The following is a 17,601-nucleotide window of genomic DNA, read 5'->3' as shown; positions in this document are numbered from 1 at the left end:
GACCAGCCCCCTCGGCAGCACCTACCCCGACAAACCCCCCCGCACCGTCGTCTTCACCACCCCCGACGACACCCCACCACCCTTCTGAACCACTCGAACACAACGCCCTCCCGGTCGTTGAGCGAGCGCCAGCCGCTGGGTTGTCAGTGCGGCAGCTGCGAGAGGTCCAAGCCGTCCGGGATCGGGCCCGTGCCGGCGCGATATGCCAGCGCGGCGTGGAACATGGCCCGGTGCCGGTCCAGTTCGGCGTGGTCGCTGACAGCACCGTGGCCGGGAATGATGACCGGACCGGCCGTCTCTGCGAGGTGGTCGAGCGCGGCCGTCCAGCCGGCGAGGTCCGCGTCGCGCAGCTGCGGCGGCGCACCGACCTCGACCAGGTCGCCGACGATGCTCACCCCGTCGATGTGGATCACGAGATCTCCGACCGAGTGAGCGTGCCCGACGGGATCCAGGCGCACCTCTCGCCGGCCCACGCGGATCGTCGTCGGCGCGGCCACCGGGACGGTGGGAATCGGCACCGCGAAACCCTCCGGCAGGACGAAACCGCGCTCCCGGAGGTCGTCAACCTGACGTGTCCCGGCTCGGGCGAGTTCGTCGATCGTGGCGGTGTGGGCGTACGAGGGCACGTTGCGGAACGCTGCGAGCCCGAACACGTGGTCCCAATGCGGGTGGGTGATGATCACACCGAGCACGACCTCACCGGCGGCCCGCACCTCGGCCCGCATCGTCCGTCCGCGGTCCGGCGTCGCCCCCGGGTCGATCACCAGCGCCTCGCCGTTGTCGCTGACCACGACCACGTTCATCGACGCCTCCGGCAGCACCGCCGTCCGGACGCCGTCGGCCACGGGAGTCCACCGGAGCTCACTCATCTGGAGGTCACCGATCGATGTCCCGCAGGATCGTGGTCACGAGTTCGTCCGTCGTGACCGCGGACCCGACGCGCGTCTCCTCGTGCCAGGGGAGCGGCTGCCACCCGTCGTACCAGTCGCGGAGCTTGTCCGGCCCGAACTCCCGCGACAGCGGTCGGCCGGCGTGCCGCCGAATCGTCTCATCGAGGCTCAGGTCGAACTGGTAGATCCGGGTGAAGCCGCGATGATCGCGCTGCAGCCGCTCGAAGGCCGCCGAGTAGTCGCGGAGGTTGAAGATGCCGTCCAGGATGACGTCATAGCCGAGGTCCAGCGCCTGACGCGCCGCGCCGACGAGGAGAACGCTCGCGTGTTCGTGGCGCTCCCGGCGATCGTCGTTGCGCAGAACCTCACGTCGGACGTGGTCCTGGTGAAGGAGCGCCACGCGCGATCCGAGACGCTCACGCAGGGCGAGCGCCGTCGTCGTCTTCCCGGACGCGGAGGCTCCCCGGATGATGACGAGACGCGTTGATTCGGTGCCGACGCAAGCCACACTCGTATTCTCGCAGGCGGCCGCTCCCGGACGGTGCCGGTGACGCCGGACGGCGAGGCCGCGATGTCGGTGACACCGCATAGGCTGGAGGAGTGACAACAGCCCTCTACCGCCGGTACCGTCCGGAGACGTTCGCCGAGATGATCGGGCAGTCGCAGGTCACCGATCCGTTGATGACCGCCCTGCGCGCCGACCGCGTCGGCCACGCCTACCTGTTCTCCGGTCCGCGCGGCTGCGGCAAGACCACGTCGGCCCGCATCCTCGCCCGGTGTCTGAACTGCGCCGAAGGTCCGACCGACACCCCGTGCGGCGTCTGCGACTCGTGCGTCGAGCTGTCCCGGTCCGGCGGCGGGTCCCTCGACGTCGTCGAAATCGACGCGGCCAGCCACAACGGTGTCGACGATGCACGTGACCTCCGCGAACGCGCCGTGTTCGCCCCGGCACGCGACCGTTTCAAGATCTTCATCCTCGACGAGGCGCACATGGTGACCCAGCAGGGCTTCAACGCGCTGCTGAAGCTCGTCGAAGAGCCTCCCGAGCACGTGAAGTTCATCTTCGCCACGACCGAGCCGGAGAAGGTGCTCGGCACCATCCGCTCCCGCACGCACCACTACCCGTTCCGTCTGGTGCCGCCGGCCGCGATGCTCGAATACGTCGCCTCGCTGTGCGAGCAGGAGGGTGTCTCCGTCGAACCCGGCGTGCTGCCGCTCGTCGTCCGCGCCGGGGGAGGATCGCCCCGCGATACCCTCTCGCTCCTGGACCAGCTCATCGCCGGTTCCGAGGCGAACACGGTCGCGTACGAGCGCGCCGTCGCCCTGCTCGGCTACACGCACACCGAACTCCTCGATGACGTCGTGGACGCGTTCGGCGCGGGAGACGCGGCCGCCGCCTTCGCCGCGGTGGACCGGGTGATCCAGACCGGCCAGGACCCGCGTCGCTTCGTCGACGACCTCCTCGAGCGCCTGCGCGACCTCATCGTCATCGCGGCCACCGGGCCGAACGCCTCGAGCGTCCTGCGCGGCATCCCGTCCGACGAGCTGGACCGCATGGCCCGCCAGGCCACCGTGTACGGCGGCACCCGGCTGTCGCACACCGCGGACCTGGTCAGCACCGCTCTGGACGACATGACCGGCGCCACCTCGCCACGCCTGCACCTGGAGCTGCTGGTCGCGCGCGTGCTCACCGAGTCCGGTGCCATCGACGCAGCTCCGACTACCGCCGTTCACGGTGCTCCGGCGCCCGCCGCTCAGCACACTCCGGCAGCACGGCCGTCCGCGCCCGTCGAAGAGCCCGCACCTGCGCCCACGACCACCGCGGAATCCGTACCGGTCGCGGCGGCGGCCCCGGAGGTCAGCGCCCGACCGGCGCCTGCGCATCGCGCGGCATCCGAGCCCCAGCCCGGGCCGGAACCTGAGCCGGAACCCGAAGCGGCGCCGACGCCGGAGCCGGAAGCGACGCCCGCGGTTGAGCCCGACGTGGAGTCGACGCCAGACGTGGAGCCGGAGCCGGAACCCACGCCGGAATCCGAAGCCGCCCCGTCGCCGGAACCCGTCGCCGTCACCGAAGCCGCCCCGGCGCCGGAGCCCGTCGCTGTCCCCGCAGCCGCGCCGAGTCCGGTGGAGGCGGTGTCCGTGGATCGCATGCGCGACGCCTGGCCGGAGATCCTGCAGAAGCTGGAGGGCGTGAATCGCCAGTCCTGGCTCGTGGCCAGCGATGCCCGCGTCCTCGCGTTCGAGGGCGACGTCCTGACTCTGGCGTTCCAGAGCCAGGCGGATGTGGCGAAGTTCAAGCAGCTCCGCGCCGGAGCAGGCCCGAGCGAGGACCTGCGTGCTGCGATCATCGCCGTCCTCGGCGTGCGTGTGAAGTACCTGGCCCGGCACGACACCGAGCCGGCCCCGCGCGGCCTCGGCGCACCTCCCGCGCCCGGCCCGGCGTGGAGCAGCGGTGCCCCCGCCCCGGCAGCGCCCGCGGATGACGGTTGGTACCCCTCCGATGCGCCGCCGAACGATGACGAGCCGGCCCCGCAGGCCGAGCACACGCCTGCGGCCGCCCCGCGACCGAGCAGCTCGGGTTATGCCGCCGCTCCGGTGACGGAGTGGGCTGTCGCACCCATCCCGGGTGGAGCGACCGAGATGCCGCTCGCCGTCGATGACGAGCCGGAGGAAGCCGAGGCCGCCGCCTCCGCCCCTGCGTCGCGCACGGACGAGGCGCACGAGCCGCAGGACGGCGACCAGCCCGAGGACGAGGCAACGGGCCTCGACGTCACCGGACCCGCCCGGCCCACCGTCACCCGCCGTGCGATCGACATCGGCGAGGGGCAGCAGCGCTACGGCGAAGCGGTCGTTCGTCAGGTGCTCGGTGCGACCTTCGTCCGTGAAGAGCCCTACGAGGCCCCGACGAGGTTCGCCTGATGTACGACGGCATCGTCCAGTCCCTGATCGACGAGTTCGGTCGCCTCCCCGGCATCGGACCGAAGTCGGCTCAGCGCATCACGTTCCACATCCTGCAGACGCCGTCCTTCGACGTGTCCCGCCTCGCCGAGCTGCTCACCGAGGTGCGCGAGAAGGTCCGCTTCTGTGAGATCTGCGGCAACGTCTCCGAACAGGACCGCTGCGCGATCTGCCGCGACCCGCGTCGGGACGCCACGCTCATCTGTGTGGTCGAAGATGCCAAGGACGTCTCCGCCATCGAGCGCACGCGCGAGTTCCGCGGCCTCTACCACGTGCTCGGCGGGGCGATCAGCCCGATCGCCGGCATCGGTCCGGACGACCTGCGCGTCGCGCAGCTCATGTCACGCCTCGCGGACGGCACCGTCCAGGAGGTCATCCTCGCGACGAATCCGAACCTCGAGGGGGAGGCGACCGCCGCCTACCTCAGCCGGCTGCTGACGTCGATGCAGATCACGGTCACGCGCCTCGCATCCGGACTCCCGGTCGGCGGCGACCTCGAGTACGCCGACGAGGTCACCCTGGGTCGGGCGTTCGAGGGCCGTCGCGCGGTGTAGGTCGGTTCCCACCGTGGGTCGGGCGGTCGAGGGCCGTCGCGCGGTGCAGGTCCGTTCCTCCTTGGATCGGGCGTTCGAGGGCCGTCGCGCGGTGTAGGTCGGTTCCCACCGTGGGTCGGGCGTTCGAGGGCCGTCGCGCGGTGCAGGTCCCTTCCACCCTGTCCGGATCCCGCCGATCCGCGACCGTCATCGTGTGCGGGAACGTCCCCGGCCCCCGCTACCGTGGGAGGGACGAAAGGGATGCGATGACGAACGGCTTCACGCGCCGGGGCTGGTTGCTCTTCGGGGCGATGGCGATCCTCTGGGGCCTGCCGTACCTGTTCATCAAGGAAGCCGTCGACACGATCGCCCCCGCCGCCGTGGTGTGCGGGCGCACGCTCATCGGAGCGCTCGTGCTGCTCCCGTTCGCGATCCGCTCGGGTGCTCTGCGGACGGCGCTGAAGCACTGGCCCTGGGTGCTGGCGTTCGGCCTCATCGAGATGGCGGTGCCCTTCCTGCTGCTCGGTACCGCGGAACAGACCCTGCCGAGCGGATTGACCGGTCTGCTGGTGGCCACGGTGCCCCTGTTCGGCACACTGATCGCGATCGGCGGCGGCGACCGCACCGCTGTGCGTCCGCTGCGCATCATCGGGTTGCTGCTGGGCTTCGCCGGCGTCGCCGTGGTCGTGTACGGCTCCGGCATCGGCACGTCCGGAACCGCAGCGCTGTGGGCCGTGGGCATGGTGCTCACCGTCGGACTCTTCTACGCGATCGCCCCGTTCGTCATCGACCGCAAACTCCGGGACGTCCCCTCGATCGGCTCGATCACGCTGGCGCTGCTGATGATCGGAATCGGCTACCTCCCTGCGGCGCTGATGACGCAGCACCAGCTGCCGAGTCTCCGCTCCGGCGGCAGTCTGCTGCTTCTGGGTCTGCTGTGCACGGCGCTCGCCTTCCTGGCGTTCTTCGCCCTGATCCGTGAGGTCGGCCCGGTGAACGCCCCACTGTTCACCTACATCAACCCGGTGGTGGCGCTGCTGCTCGGTTCGCTCCTCCTCGGCGAGCACCTCGGCGTCGGACTCCTCATCGGCGCGCCGATCGTGCTGGTCGGGTGCTGGCTGGCCGCCACCGGCGGACGCCTCCGACCGCGCCGAACCGCCCCGGTCTCGCCCGAAGATGAAGCCGTCGAGGTGCGCTGATGGGACTCACGGATGACCCGTTCGACCACCACGTCACCAAGGAGGGCGACATTCGCATCTCGCGGAGCGGTCGCGTCGTCACGGTCGTCCGGGGCGCCGCCGCGGCAGCGCTGCTCGGCAGACTCGGCCGCTCGGATGAGAGCGATCAGCAGCTGCTCGCCCGCGCGACCGGAAACTACCGGCGCGGCAACGAGCGCCGGTAATCGAACGCCGCCGGCCCCGAGCGTCGCCGATCCACGAGCGCAACGGCCCGAGCGCGGTGGACCTCGACGCGATCGGTCACCGGGATTACGCTGGCGCCATGCTCGCCAGTCGACACCTCGGTCCGCTCGTGTTCTGCACGCAGGACTCCGACGCGGTCTGCGACGGAGCGATGCCGACGCCCACCGGTTCCTGCTCGGTGACGTTGGCGGTCGCTGACCCGTCCGGCTTCACCGCCGAGATCGTTGCCGAGATGGACGCGGCGCTGGATCGTCTGCCCGACTTCGATGTCCGCGCGCGCGACGCCTTCGCCCGCGACATCGACGTCGACGGCACCCCCGTGGCGCAGCTGTGGGCGTTCTACCGCGATGAGGTCGAGGACTTCACCGGCGACCGCGACGCGTTCCTGGCGGCGCTGCACCTCGTCCACCTGGGCGTGTTCCCCGACGGCGCGTGGGACACGAGCGAACCCCTGTCCCTGGACTACGCGATCCCGGAGCCGATCACGGACCAGCTTCTCGTCGCCCGCTTCCGTCGGGGTGCCGAGCCCCGCATCAGCTGGGAGAGCTGATCGGGCGCACCCGGTCGAGTGATGACGAATTCGCACCGCTGCGGACCGCAACATGGCATTTCCGGCATGCGGGGCTTCGTAGAATGGGAATCCTTGAGCACATCGCTCAGTACCCCGGGAGTCACCACATGGCGTTGATCGTGCAGAAGTACGGCGGGTCGTCCGTCGCCGACGCGGAGAGCATCAAGCGCGTCGCGAAACGGATCGTGGACACGCGCCGCGCCGGACACGACGTCGTCGTCGCCGTCAGCGCGATGGGCGACACCACGGATGAGCTGCTCGACCTCGCCGACCAGGTGGCACCGATCCCGGCGCCGCGCGAGCTGGACATGCTGCTGAGCTCCGGCGAGCGGATCTCCATGGCGCTGCTGGCGATGGCCATCCACTCAATGGGCTTCGAGGCGCGCTCGTTCACCGGCAGCCAGGCCGGCATGATCACCGACTCGCACCACGGCCACGCGCGCATCGTCGACGTGACCCCGGTGCGCCTTCGCGAGGCGCTGGACGAGGGCGCGATCGTCATCGTCGCCGGTTTCCAGGGCTTCAACCGCGACACCCGCGACATCACCACGCTCGGCCGCGGCGGATCGGACACCACCGCCGTCGCCCTGGCCGCCGCGCTCGCCGCCGACGTCTGCGAGATCTACTCGGACGTGGACGGCATCTTCACCGCGGACCCGCGCGTGGTTCCCCTGGCCCGCAAACTCGACGTCATCTCCACCGAGGAGATGCTCGAACTCGCCGCGAACGGCGCGAAGGTGCTGTACATCCGCGCCGTCGAGTACGCCCGCCGCCACGGCGTCCTGATCCACGCTCGCTCGACGTTCTCGTCGAGCGAGGGCACCTACGTTCTCGGCGAGGGCATGAAAGACCCCCGCGCAGCTGAGGGAGACAAGATGGAAGAGCCCGTCGTCGCCGGAGTGGCGACCGACTTGAGCCAGGCCAAGGTCACGGTGGTCGGCGTGCCCGACGTCCCCGGCAAGGCCGCCGAGATCTTCACGATCGTCGCGAAGTCCGGCGCGAACGTCGACATGATCGTGCAGAACGTGTCCGCGGCGACCACCGGGCGCACAGACATCTCCTTCACACTGCCGAAGGCGGACGCCGGAACGGCGCTGCGTGCGCTGAAGGCCGAGCAGACGGCGGTCGGCTTCGAGAATCTGCTGCACGACGACCAGATCGCCAAGATCTCCGTGGTGGGCGCCGGCATGCGCGTGCACTCCGGTGTGTCCGCGACGTTGTTCGAGGCGCTGAGCACTGCCGGCATCAACATCGAGATGATCTCCACCAGTGAGATCCGCATCTCGGTCGTGCTGCGCGCGGACGACATCGTCGAGGCCGCCCGCAAGGTTCACGCCGCCTACGGGCTGGACGGCGACACGGAAGCCGTCGTCCACGCCGGCACCGGTCGCTGACCCGCTCTCTCCGCTTCGCGTCCGCGGGCGAGTGGTTGGCCGCTGAAGCGGCGGACGCAGAACGTCACGGAGCGAAACACAACGTCATGCTCGGGGGTCATGCATCCGGCGTGTCGGCTGTCAACCCCCTGACGGGTATGGTGTCGGAGCCCGACACGTGGTGATCTTTCCTCGTCGCCGGAAATCGTCCGAGCGACGGGAAGAAACGGGGACACCATGACAACCAACATCGTCGCGCTGCGTTTCGCAGACAAGGACGCCACCTACCGGGGTCTGTCCGACCTCAACAACAGTGAGATCGGTTCGAGCATCACGGCTTCGGCGATCATCGAGAAGGACCAGAACGGGCGCCTCGTCGTGCCCGAAGGTGGTGACGCCGGTGCCGCCGGCGGGACCATCGGCGGCTCCCTGATCGGTGCGCTCGTCGGCCTGCTCGGAGGACCGCTCGGCGTGCTGCTCGGCTGGGGGGCCGGCGCACTCATCGGCTCGGCGGCGGACACCGACCGGGACGACACCGAGGACTCGGTGCTCGACAACGTGGGCGCGGCCCTCGCGCCCGGTCAGAATCTGCTCGTGATCGAGATCGACGAGGTCGACGACGCAGCGCTGGACCGCTTCGCCGCCGACAACGGCGCCACGCTCGTGCGCAAGACGGCGGACGAGGTCGAGGCTGAGGTCGACGCCGAGGAGGAGGCCCTCGCGGCAGCGCAGGACGCCGCCCGCCAGAAGCTCCGGGAGGAGAAGCGCGCCGACAGGAAGGCCGCTCGCGAGGCCAAGCACGAAGCTCGCGAGGCCAAGCACGAAGCTCGCGAGGCTGAGCGCGACCTCTGATTCCTGAGGCGAAACACCATCAAGCGCTCGAGACCAAGCACGAAGCTCGCGAGGCTGAGCGCGACCTCTGATTCCTGAGGCGAAACACCATCAAGCGCTCGAGACACTCATGCGACGCATGGGTGTCTCGAGCGCTTCGTGATGTTTCGCGCGGCAGCGACCGGACGGAGTCAGCCGACGTTCGCGTCGGCGCTGATGCGGCGGTATGCACGACCGAGAGGGATGGTCGTGAGCAGACCGATCACCAGCGCCGTGATTCCGGCGATCGCGGCCGTCGACACGCCCTGCGTCAGAGCAGCCTGCGCGGCGGTGGCGACGTCCGCGGTCTGCGGGTTCTTCGCCAGCGGGCCGATCAGCGAGCCGGCGGAGTCGTAGACGGCGGTGACGAGCTTGCCGATCTCCGGGTTCGCCGCGATCTGATCGGACAGCCGTGCCTCCGTCCCGGTGCGCAGCGTGGAGAACAGGGCCGTTCCCATGATCGCGATGCCCAGCGCCGATCCGATCTGACGGGACGTGGACTGCGTCGACGATGCCTGCCCGGACTTCTCGATGGGCACCTCCACGAGGATCACCTGCGTCAGCTGCGCCGTCGCGAACCCGACGCCCATGCCGTAGAAGAACAGCGGTACCCCGGTGACCCACAGCGAGGAGTCCGGCCGGATGAACACCGCCAGAGCGACCAGCGAGACGATCTCCAGGATCACGCCGAGGCGGACCATCTGCAGCGGGTTGAGGTACTTCGACAGCGGGTGGATCGAGCCGCTGGAGACGAAAGAGCCGACGGCCAGGGGGAGCAGGGCCAAACCCGACTGCAGCGCGTTCATTCCGAGCACGTTCTGGAACCACAGGGGCAGGGACAGGATCAGGCCGAACTCGCCGAGGGACACCGTCAGCGCCGTGACGTTGCCGTTCGCAAACGAGCCGAGCTTGAACAGTGACACGTCCAGCAGCACCGACAGGCCGCGCCGCACCCGGGAGGATTCGCGCAGCACCAGCAGCACGAGCACGATGATCGCGAGGGCGAAGATCACCGGGATCACGCTGAGGGAACCGAGCGAGATCGGAGCGTCATCGGTCGCCTGCCACCAGCCGTAGGTGCGGCCCTCGATGAGGCCGAACACGAGGAGCCCGAAGCCGAGGACCGACATGATCGCGCCGATCCAGTCCCGGAACGGTGCGGTCGCATGCTCCTTGGATTCCGGCAGGCACAGCAGGACGCCGACGATGACGAGCAGGCCGAACGGAAGGTTGATCCAGAACGCCCAGTGCCAGGAGAAGGCCGCCGTGAGCCAGCCGCCCAGGACGGGACCGACTGCCGCCATCGAGCCGATCGTCGAGCCCCAGACGGCGAACGCGATGCCACGCTCCTTGCCGCGGAAGTTCGCGTTCAGCAGGGCGAGGGTCGTGGGCATGACCATCGAGCCTCCGACGCCCTGAATGGCGCGGGCGATGATGAGCCACGTGCCGTTCGGGGCGAACGCGCACAGGATGCTGGCGCCGACGAACACGATCAGACCGATCACGAGGATGCGGCGGCGGCCGAGTCGGTCGCTCATCGTGCCCCACACCATCAGCAGCGCCGCGAAGACGAGAGTGTAGATCTCCTGCACCCACTGCACCTGCGAGGTGTCGAGCTTCAGCGACTCGATGATGTTCGGCACCGCCACCGAGACGATGGTGGCGTCCATGATGATCATCGCGACGCCGAGGGAGATGGCGGCCAGGCCCCACCAGCGCAGGCGGGTGTAGCGATCCGTATTAGTGCTCACGACGGATCATCATACGCCTTTCGTGACACTGTGTCGGCAACAGCGGTCCCGCATTAAGTTGCACACTGGTGTGCACAAATGCGCTAGGGTGAGTCCGTGGGGAAGATCTGGGGTGTCCTGAAGCGGGACGTGATGCGACTGGTGCGCACCCGCAAAGTCTGGGTGATCGTCATCGGCGCCCTCGTGACCCCCGCACTCTACGCCTGGTTCAACATCAATGCGTTCTGGGATCCGTATTCGGCCACCGCCAACATCCACGTCGCTGTGGTCAACGAGGATCAGGGTGCCACCTCGGAGCTCACCGGACACGTGGACATCGGCGCGCAGGTCGTGGATCAGTTGCGCGAGAACGACCAGCTCGGCTGGGAGTTCATGGATGCCGACGCCGCTCAGCACGCGGTTCGCAGCGGAGATGTCTACGCCGCGATCATCATCCCGACGGGCTTCAGCAGTGATCTGCTGAGCATCACGACCGGGGATTTCACCCAGCCCGCGCTGCAGTACTTCGTCAACGAGAAGGCCAGCGCGATCGCCCCCAAGATCACCGACGTGGGCGCCTCGACGCTGGACAAGCAGATCACCAGCGCCTTCACCGCGCAGGTCGCCTCCGCCGCGACCGAGGCCGTCAAACAGGCCGGGGACGACGTCACCGAGAAGCTGAAGGATGCTCAGCAGAACTCGCTGAGCGCCGTTGAGTCCGCCGCCACGCAAGTGGCCGACGCGCAGAAGTCCGTCGGCGGAATGCAGCAGTCCCTGTCCTCCTCACGGGACGGCCTGGCCGCTGCCCGCGGCACGCTGTCCGATGTGTCGGCGACCCTGGGCGACGTTCAGACGGCGATCGCCCAGGCCCAGAAGCTGATCGCTGACGCGCAACAGGAGATCGTGTCGTTCACGGACGCCGCCACCTCGGCCTACGTCACCGGAGCATCGCTGCTCGCTGACGCTTCTGCCTCGGCGAACGTCGCCGTCACCGAGCTGACCGGCGCGTTCCAGCAGGCCAGCGGGCGCGTGGACACGGCCATCAGCGAGATCAAGGACGTCGCCGCGGCGAACGCGGCGGCCATCGAGCAACTGCAGGCGATCGTCGACGACGCCGACATCGACCCCGCGGTCGCGCAGCGGCTCACGGAGGTCATCACCGCGCTCCAGGAACGCAATGCCGCCGACCAGCAGCTGATCAAAGATCTCGGCTCACTCAATGACAACGCCGCGGCGACGAGTCAGGCGATCAAGGACGCGGCGGACGCCGTTTCGAAGGCCACCGCCAACGCCTCGGCCGCAGCGAAGGGCCTGCGCACGGCCCTCACCGACACGGTGCCGGCGCTCAGCAGTGCGATGGCGGCTCTGTCCAGCAGTGCGGGGCAGTTCTCCTCCGCACTCGGTGCGCAGCAGCAGCAGATCGGTCAGGCCGACCAGCTGCTGTCGGACCTGGACGGACAGCTCGTCTCGACCTCCGACGCGCTGGCCTCGTTCGGCGGGAATCTCGCCGGCATCAAGTCGGGCCTGGACACCGCGCGCACCGACATCGTGGCGCTCGGCGCCGCGTCCGTGTGGGGCGAACTGGCGAAGGTGACCGGCCTCAACCCGGCCGACATCGCCGGCTTCCTCGCCTCGCCGGTCAACATCGACCAGCACGTGCTGTTCCCGATCGACTCGTACGGGTCCGCGATGGCGGCGCTGTTCACGAACCTCTCGCTGTGGATCGGATGCTTCATGCTGATGGTCCTGTTCAAGGTCGAAGTGGACACCGCGGGTGTGGAGGGCATCACGGTTCGTGAGGCCTACCTCGGCCGCTTCCTGCTGCTGGCCATCCTGGCCGCGCTGCAGGCGGTGATCGTCTGCGTCGGCAACCTCATCATCGGAGTGCAGACCGCGAGCGCGGTGGCCTTCGTCGGCACCGGCGTCCTGCTCGCGCTCGCGTACCTCAGCATTGTTTACGCCCTGTGCGTCGCGTTCGGCCACGTCGGCCGTGGGCTGTGCGTGCTCCTGGTGATCATGCAGATCCCGGGAGCCTCCGGCCTGTATCCGATCGAACTGATGCCGGCGTTCTTCCGCGGCGTGTATCCGTTCCTGCCGTTCACCTACGGCATCAACGCCATGCGCGAGACGATCGGTGGCTTCGAGGGCGCGGAGTACTGGCGCGACCTCGGCATGCTCGCGATCTTCGTCGCCATCGCGTTCCTGCTCGGCCTCGTCGTGCGCCGTCGGGTCGCGAACCTCGCCATGCTCTTCAACCGGCGGATCGCGGAGACCGATCTGCTCGTCGGGGAGACCGTGCAGGTCGCCGACCGCGGTGTGCGACTGGAGGACGTGCTGCGCGCGCTGAACGGCCATGGCGAGCACGACCGGGCGATCGCCCGCCGTTCGGCGACGTTCAACCGGCACTATCCGAACCTCGTGCGCGTGACGCTCCTGACGGCCGTGGTGGGGCTGGTCGTGCTCGGCGTGGCGGGCTGGGCGCTGCCGGGGATCAAGGCCACGCTGCTCGGGATCTGGGTGATCTGGTGCCTGCTGGCGATGGCCTTCCTAGTGGTGCTGGATTACGTCAAGGCCAGCCGCGAGCGCGCGCTGCGCATCAGCGAGCTCGACGACGAGGAACTGCGGGAATTGATCCTGGATCGCGGCAGCCGGCAGCCCGTGGCGGTCGGAGCGGGCGCGGCCACGAACACCGACACCGCAGTGCTCCCCGCGCCGGACACGGAGACGGCGGTGCTGGATCAGCATGTGTCCGCGCCCGTCGAAGACGCCGATGCTGACACCGATGTAGACGCCGATGCGGACACCGATGTCCTGAGCTGGTTGTTCCCGGAGCCGGCCGCCGACCCGGAGACGCCGGACGCGGACGCGGCGTCCGACGATGCCGGCGCCCTGCTGTCCGACGCCGAGATGCCCCCCGAATCCCCGGATGGAGCCGACTCCGCCGAGGCGGCCGGTCCCGAGGAATCCGATCGCGACGAGAACGCCGACGGGGGTGAGCGGTCGTGAAGAACATCCTCCGGTTGACCTGGCGTGACATGCGCCGCGCCACCTCCAACACGATGGCGATCATCGTCATGTTCGGTCTCGTCGTCATCCCCTCGCTGTTCACCTGGTTCAACGTGATCGCCAGCTGGGATCCGTTCGCGAACACGCGCGACCTCACCGTCGCGGTGGCCAGCGTTGATGAGGGGTACCAGAGCGACCTCATCCCGATCCGCACGAACGTGGGCGAGCAGGTGCTGTCCGCCCTGCGCGCGAACAAGGATCTGAACTGGGTCATCACCTCGGAATCTGACGCCATCGCGGGTACCAAGACGGGGGAGTACTACGCCGCGATCGTGCTGCCGAAGACGTTCAGCGCCGACATGCTCACGTTCTACGCCGACGGCGGCAAGAGCACGCACCTGGACTACTACGTCAATGAGAAGAAGAACGCGCTCGCCCCGAAGATCACCGGTCAAGGTGCGGAAGGCGTCTCTTCTCAGATCAGCGAGGTCTTCACGAAGACGCTCGGGGATGTGTCCCTCGCGCTGATCTCCTCGATGTCGGACTTCCTCAACAGCGGCGACACGCAGGCGGCGCTGACGCGTCTGGAGAGTCGTGTCGCCACCAGTGCCGCCCACCTCCGCTCCGGCGCCCAGACGGCGACCATGTTCACCGCCGTCATTCGCGCGAGCCTGCCGTTGGTGGACAGCGCGAGCTCCCTCATCACGTCCTCCGGTGCCGCCCTGGACGACGCGTCCGCGGCGGCATCGAACGGCGGCGCCGCGGTGGGAGCACTGCAGTCCTCACTGGCCTCGGCGGCATCCGCGCTGGATGACGCCCTCACCTCGACGGCGGCCGGATACGACGCGGTCGGCGACCGGGTGGATGAGCTGTTCGCCAAGCTCGACGCGGTCAGCGGATCACAGGGCGACGTTCTGCGGTCGATGGCGGAGCGCGTGCAGGAACAGATCGACGCCTACCAGGCGCTGCGCACGAAGCTCGACACGGAAGTGCGTCCGCTGCTGCCGGAGAAGGCGCAACTGGCGCTGGACGCCGTGATCGCCCGCCTGGATGAAGCCATCGCGCGCCAGCAGTCGGTGCACGACCGCCTCCTGGAGGCCGCGGCCGACGTCGCGGCCGGCAACGACCGGGCGCAGCACTCCCACCAGGCGATCACGGATGCGATCGCGCAGGCGAAGAAGGCGCTGCAGGATGCGAAGGATGCCTATACCGGCAACCTCAAGCCGCAGCTGGACGCACTCTCCGACACCCTGTCCGGCATCACGAATGACGTGTCCACGATCAAGGGCGACCTCGATTCGGCCGCGTCTCGCCTGTCCGGATCCGCCGGGACGGTGCGGGACGTGCTGACCTCGGCCGAGGCGACGTCCACGAAGCTCGCTGACACCCTGCAGAAGACCGCGGGCAAGTTCGACGCGCTGCAGGCGGCGCTGGCGAAGAGCGCCGACACCGGGGATCTCAGCGACCTGCGGAAGATCATCGGCGCGGACCCGGAGGCCCTGGCGAGCTCGCTGGCGTCGCCCGTCCGTGTCGATCGCACGCCCGTCTTCCCGCTGGTGAGCTTCGGTGCCGGCATGGCGCCGCTGTACACCGTGCTCGCGCTCTGGGTCGGTGCGCTGCTGATGACCGTCGCCATCCGCACGGACGTGCGCCCCGACGTGCTTGGGGAGGGGGTCCGTCTCACGCCGACCCAGCATTACCTCGGTCGCTACGGCATCTTCGCGGCGACCGGGCTGGCCCAGAGCACCCTGCTCACTCTCGGGTTGCTGCTGTTCGTGCAGATCCAGCCGGCCCATCCCTTCCTCCTGCTCCTGGCGGCGTGGGTGACCACGCTGGTGTTCACCCTGCTGATCTACACGGCCGTGCTCGCGTTCGGCAACGCCGGAAAGGCGCTCGCGGTGCTGTTCCTGGTGATTCAGATCTCCGGATCCGGTGGCGCCTACCCGCTGCAGCTGCTGCCGGCGTGGTTCCAGAACATCAGTCCGTTCCTACCCGCGACGCATGCGGTGAACGCGATCAGAGCGGCCGTGGCCGGGATCTACGACGGCGACTACTGGATCCAACTCGGTCTCCTGGCCCTGTTCCTCGTTCCGGCGCTGCTCCTGGGCCTGGTACTGCGTCGGCCACTGATGTCCTTCACCCAGGGCTTGTCGACGGCGCTGGAATCGACGAAGTTGATGTGACCGTGATGACGACCACGACGACCCGAAAATCCCGCGCCGGCGGTGTGCCGACCCCGGCTCGCCGGCGCAGCGATGCGACCGCTAACCGGGCCGCCCTGCTGAGCGCGGCCCGGACCCTGCTCGCGCTGGACCCGCACGCGTCGCTGGACGCGATCGCGCACGGCGCCGGGCTGTCCCGGCGCGCGGTCTACGGGCACTTCCCGGATCGGGAGTCGCTGCTGCGCGAGGTGATCACGCTCGGCGCGGTCCGCTTCAACGAGATCGCCGAGGCGACCGATGATCCGGACCCGCGGGTGGCGCTGGCGCGGATGGCGGTACGGCTGTGGCGTGAGGCGGATGCCGTCCGGGCGGCCGCGAACATCGCGCTCGACGATGTCCACATGGACATCACGGTGCGCGCCCTGCTGCCGCTGCGGCGGCGAGTCCGGGCCATCACCGCAGCGGGCGTGGCATCCGGAATGTTCCGGCAGGACGTTGACGCGAAGCTCCTCGCCGTCCTCGTCGAGCAGGCTGCGCGCGCCACGTTGCGGGAGCTCCGGCTCTCGACGGCGGACGCCGCGGCGATCGTGGCGCGCATGGTGCTCAGCGTCGTCGGGCTGTCCTGGCGCGAGCAGCACGAGCTGTTCGCAGCCCACCCGGAGATCATCGCGGAGGACTGAGCGGGCCGCGGCGGGGAGAATCCGGAAGTGGACTTTCCGATCCGCGACGTCGAACCCTCCAGCGATCCTGCGCGAACGCTGACGCGCGAGGAGATGACGGACGTGGCGACGCGCTGGTACGGGCGCGCTGGTACTCCCTGACGTCGAACCCTCCAGCGATCCTGCGCGAACGCTGACGCGCGAGGAGCTGACGGACGTGGCGATGCGCTGGTACGGGCGCGCTGGTTCCGAAGCCGAGGTTGATGCGCGTTCGTCGGGACGGACGGTGATGCGCCTGGACACCCGATCCGACCTCCTCGAGGCGTGCGCGATGTCCGAGTGGCGTGGCCACGTCCGGATCGATCCGTTCCGCAGCGGTCCATACTCCGACAGGTGGTACGCGCGGGGACTGTGACCCTGGCGGCGCCCGCGGGCCGGATCTACACTCGCCCCGTGGGAGTGCTCACCTTCAGCCTCAATGTGACCCTGGACGGGTGTATCGATCATCGGGAGGGAATCGCCGATGATGAGACGCATGCGTTCTTCACACGCATGCTGGAGGGCGCCGGTGCGATGCTCTGGGGCCGCGTCACCTACGAGCTGATGGAGGAATTCTGGCCGGGGGTGGCCAGCGGCGACGTCGACGCTCCGCCCGCGCTTCAGGCCTGGGCGGTCGCGCTCGAGGCGAAGCCGAAGTACGTGGTCTCGTCCACCAGGACCGACTTCTCCTGGAACAACACTCATCACCTCACGGGTGACCTGCGTTCGGCGGTGCAGGAGCTCATGGACGCGACGCCGGACGGGGTGATGGTCGGCAGCGACATGCTCGCGACTGAGCTGGACCGGCTCGACCTGATCGACGAGTACGTCTTCCTCCTCCAACCGCAGATCGCGGGTCACGGGCCATCGCTGTTCGAGGCCGGGCTGGCCGCGACGCGGAGCCTTGAGCTGGTCTCGGCCGAGCCGATGAGCAACGGGGTCATCGTCGTCCATTACCGTCGCGCGGAGTGACGGGACCGCACCGGCGGTCTTCGTGCGGGGGCGGTGCGTCATGCGCCGGAGCCGATGTTGGCAGCGGGACTTGCTCGACGGAGTCTCGAATATTTGTTCTTCTTGGTGCATGGTGATCGGCTCGCGATTCGGGGGTGGTCCGGTTTAGGACGCTGGGGAGGGCGGAGTCCGTCGGGTGGTTCGGATTCCGGCAGCGGCTCACGCTTCCCGTCGCGATTCCGCGGAACGGTGTCGGGTTCTTGTGTTGACGCGAGGTGTGTGTTGGTAGCCGGGATGGCCGCGGGAGAGCGGTGGGCTGGGGCTGCGAGGGGCCGGATGCGGGGCGTGCGTAGTGTCGAGAAGATACTACGGAAAACACACTGAGGCTCGTGACCCTGGTCCTTATACACATCTGACGCTGCCGACGAATAGTGATGG

Annotated in this window: 14 protein-coding genes; 11 read left to right on the top strand and 3 right to left on the bottom strand. The window is 68.9% G+C overall.

The features are described 5' to 3' along the window. Positions 1-143: 143 nt before the first annotated feature. Both BN1193_RS00105 and BN1193_RS00100 read right to left on the bottom strand, forming a co-directional pair. Positions 144-869, bottom strand: coding sequence for an MBL fold metallo-hydrolase (locus BN1193_RS00105; RefSeq protein WP_094770182.1), 726 nt, complete (start codon positions 867-869; stop codon positions 144-146). A gap of 7 nt (positions 870-876) precedes the next feature. After that, the gene (locus BN1193_RS00100; RefSeq protein WP_040162753.1) at positions 877-1,398 is read right to left on the bottom strand and encodes an AAA family ATPase; all 522 of its coding nucleotides are present in this window, start codon (positions 1,396-1,398) and stop codon (positions 877-879) included. Between the two features lie 92 nt (positions 1,399-1,490). On the opposite strand from BN1193_RS00100, the gene BN1193_RS00095 reads away from it, so the two are divergent. The 7 genes from BN1193_RS00095 (at position 1,491) to BN1193_RS00065 (ending at position 8,598) form a co-directional block, all read left to right on the top strand. After that, on the top strand, positions 1,491-3,809 hold the full coding sequence (locus BN1193_RS00095; protein WP_040162751.1) for a DNA polymerase III subunit gamma and tau: 2,319 nt from the start codon (positions 1,491-1,493) through the stop codon (positions 3,807-3,809). Further along, on the top strand, positions 3,809-4,402 hold the full coding sequence (recR, locus tag BN1193_RS00090) for a recombination mediator RecR (protein ID WP_040162748.1): 594 nt from the start codon (positions 3,809-3,811) through the stop codon (positions 4,400-4,402). Before BN1193_RS00095 ends, recR begins: the two co-directional genes overlap by 1 nt. Positions 4,403-4,647: 245 nt before the next feature. After that, positions 4,648-5,580 carry a DMT family transporter gene (locus BN1193_RS00085; RefSeq protein ID WP_040162746.1) on the top strand — a complete coding sequence of 311 codons (933 nt, stop codon included), beginning with the start codon at positions 4,648-4,650 and terminating at the stop codon, positions 5,578-5,580. Next, positions 5,580-5,783 (top strand): hypothetical protein, encoded by a 204-nt coding sequence (locus BN1193_RS00080; RefSeq protein ID WP_040162744.1) that lies wholly within the window; start codon positions 5,580-5,582, stop codon positions 5,781-5,783. Before BN1193_RS00085 ends, BN1193_RS00080 begins: the two co-directional genes overlap by 1 nt. A 98-nt stretch (positions 5,784-5,881) precedes the next feature. Further along, positions 5,882-6,352, top strand: coding sequence for a DUF2004 domain-containing protein (locus BN1193_RS00075; protein WP_141396583.1), 471 nt, complete (start codon positions 5,882-5,884; stop codon positions 6,350-6,352). Between the two features lie 128 nt (positions 6,353-6,480). Beyond that, on the top strand, positions 6,481-7,767 hold the full coding sequence (locus tag BN1193_RS00070) for an aspartate kinase (protein WP_040162739.1): 1,287 nt from the start codon (positions 6,481-6,483) through the stop codon (positions 7,765-7,767). A gap of 216 nt (positions 7,768-7,983) precedes the next feature. Then, positions 7,984-8,598 (top strand): DUF1269 domain-containing protein, encoded by a 615-nt coding sequence (locus tag BN1193_RS00065; RefSeq protein ID WP_040162735.1) that lies wholly within the window; start codon positions 7,984-7,986, stop codon positions 8,596-8,598. 170 nt (positions 8,599-8,768) lie between these two features. On the opposite strand, the gene BN1193_RS00060 is transcribed toward BN1193_RS00065, so the two are convergent. Next, positions 8,769-10,367 (bottom strand): DHA2 family efflux MFS transporter permease subunit, encoded by a 1,599-nt coding sequence (locus BN1193_RS00060; protein WP_040162732.1) that lies wholly within the window; start codon positions 10,365-10,367, stop codon positions 8,769-8,771. Positions 10,368-10,463: 96 nt separating this feature from the next. On the opposite strand from BN1193_RS00060, the gene BN1193_RS00055 reads away from it, so the two are divergent. The 4 genes from BN1193_RS00055 to BN1193_RS00035 all read left to right on the top strand — a co-directional run bounded on the left by BN1193_RS00055 (position 10,464) and on the right by BN1193_RS00035 (position 17,184). After that, a complete protein-coding gene (locus BN1193_RS00055) occupies positions 10,464-13,352 on the top strand; it encodes a YhgE/Pip domain-containing protein (protein WP_040162728.1) in 2,889 nt (962 codons plus the stop codon). Beyond that, the gene (locus BN1193_RS00050; RefSeq protein ID WP_040162725.1) at positions 13,349-15,535 is read left to right on the top strand and encodes a YhgE/Pip domain-containing protein; all 2,187 of its coding nucleotides are present in this window, start codon (positions 13,349-13,351) and stop codon (positions 15,533-15,535) included. Before BN1193_RS00055 ends, BN1193_RS00050 begins: the two co-directional genes overlap by 4 nt. A gap of 5 nt (positions 15,536-15,540) precedes the next feature. Beyond that, positions 15,541-16,194 (top strand): TetR/AcrR family transcriptional regulator, encoded by a 654-nt coding sequence (locus tag BN1193_RS00045; RefSeq protein ID WP_052460274.1) that lies wholly within the window; start codon positions 15,541-15,543, stop codon positions 16,192-16,194. 432 nt (positions 16,195-16,626) lie between these two features. Further along, positions 16,627-17,184 (top strand): dihydrofolate reductase family protein, encoded by a 558-nt coding sequence (locus tag BN1193_RS00035; RefSeq protein WP_040162757.1) that lies wholly within the window; start codon positions 16,627-16,629, stop codon positions 17,182-17,184. Positions 17,185-17,601: the final 417 nt, after the last annotated feature.

Origin of the sequence: Microbacterium gorillae, assembly GCF_000826185.2 — a bacterium.
GTDB classification, from domain to species: Bacteria; Actinomycetota; Actinomycetes; order Actinomycetales; family Microbacteriaceae; genus Microbacterium; species Microbacterium gorillae.
The sequence above is the reverse complement of the archived record's forward strand: the minus strand, read 5'-3'. Positions and strand labels throughout refer to the sequence as shown.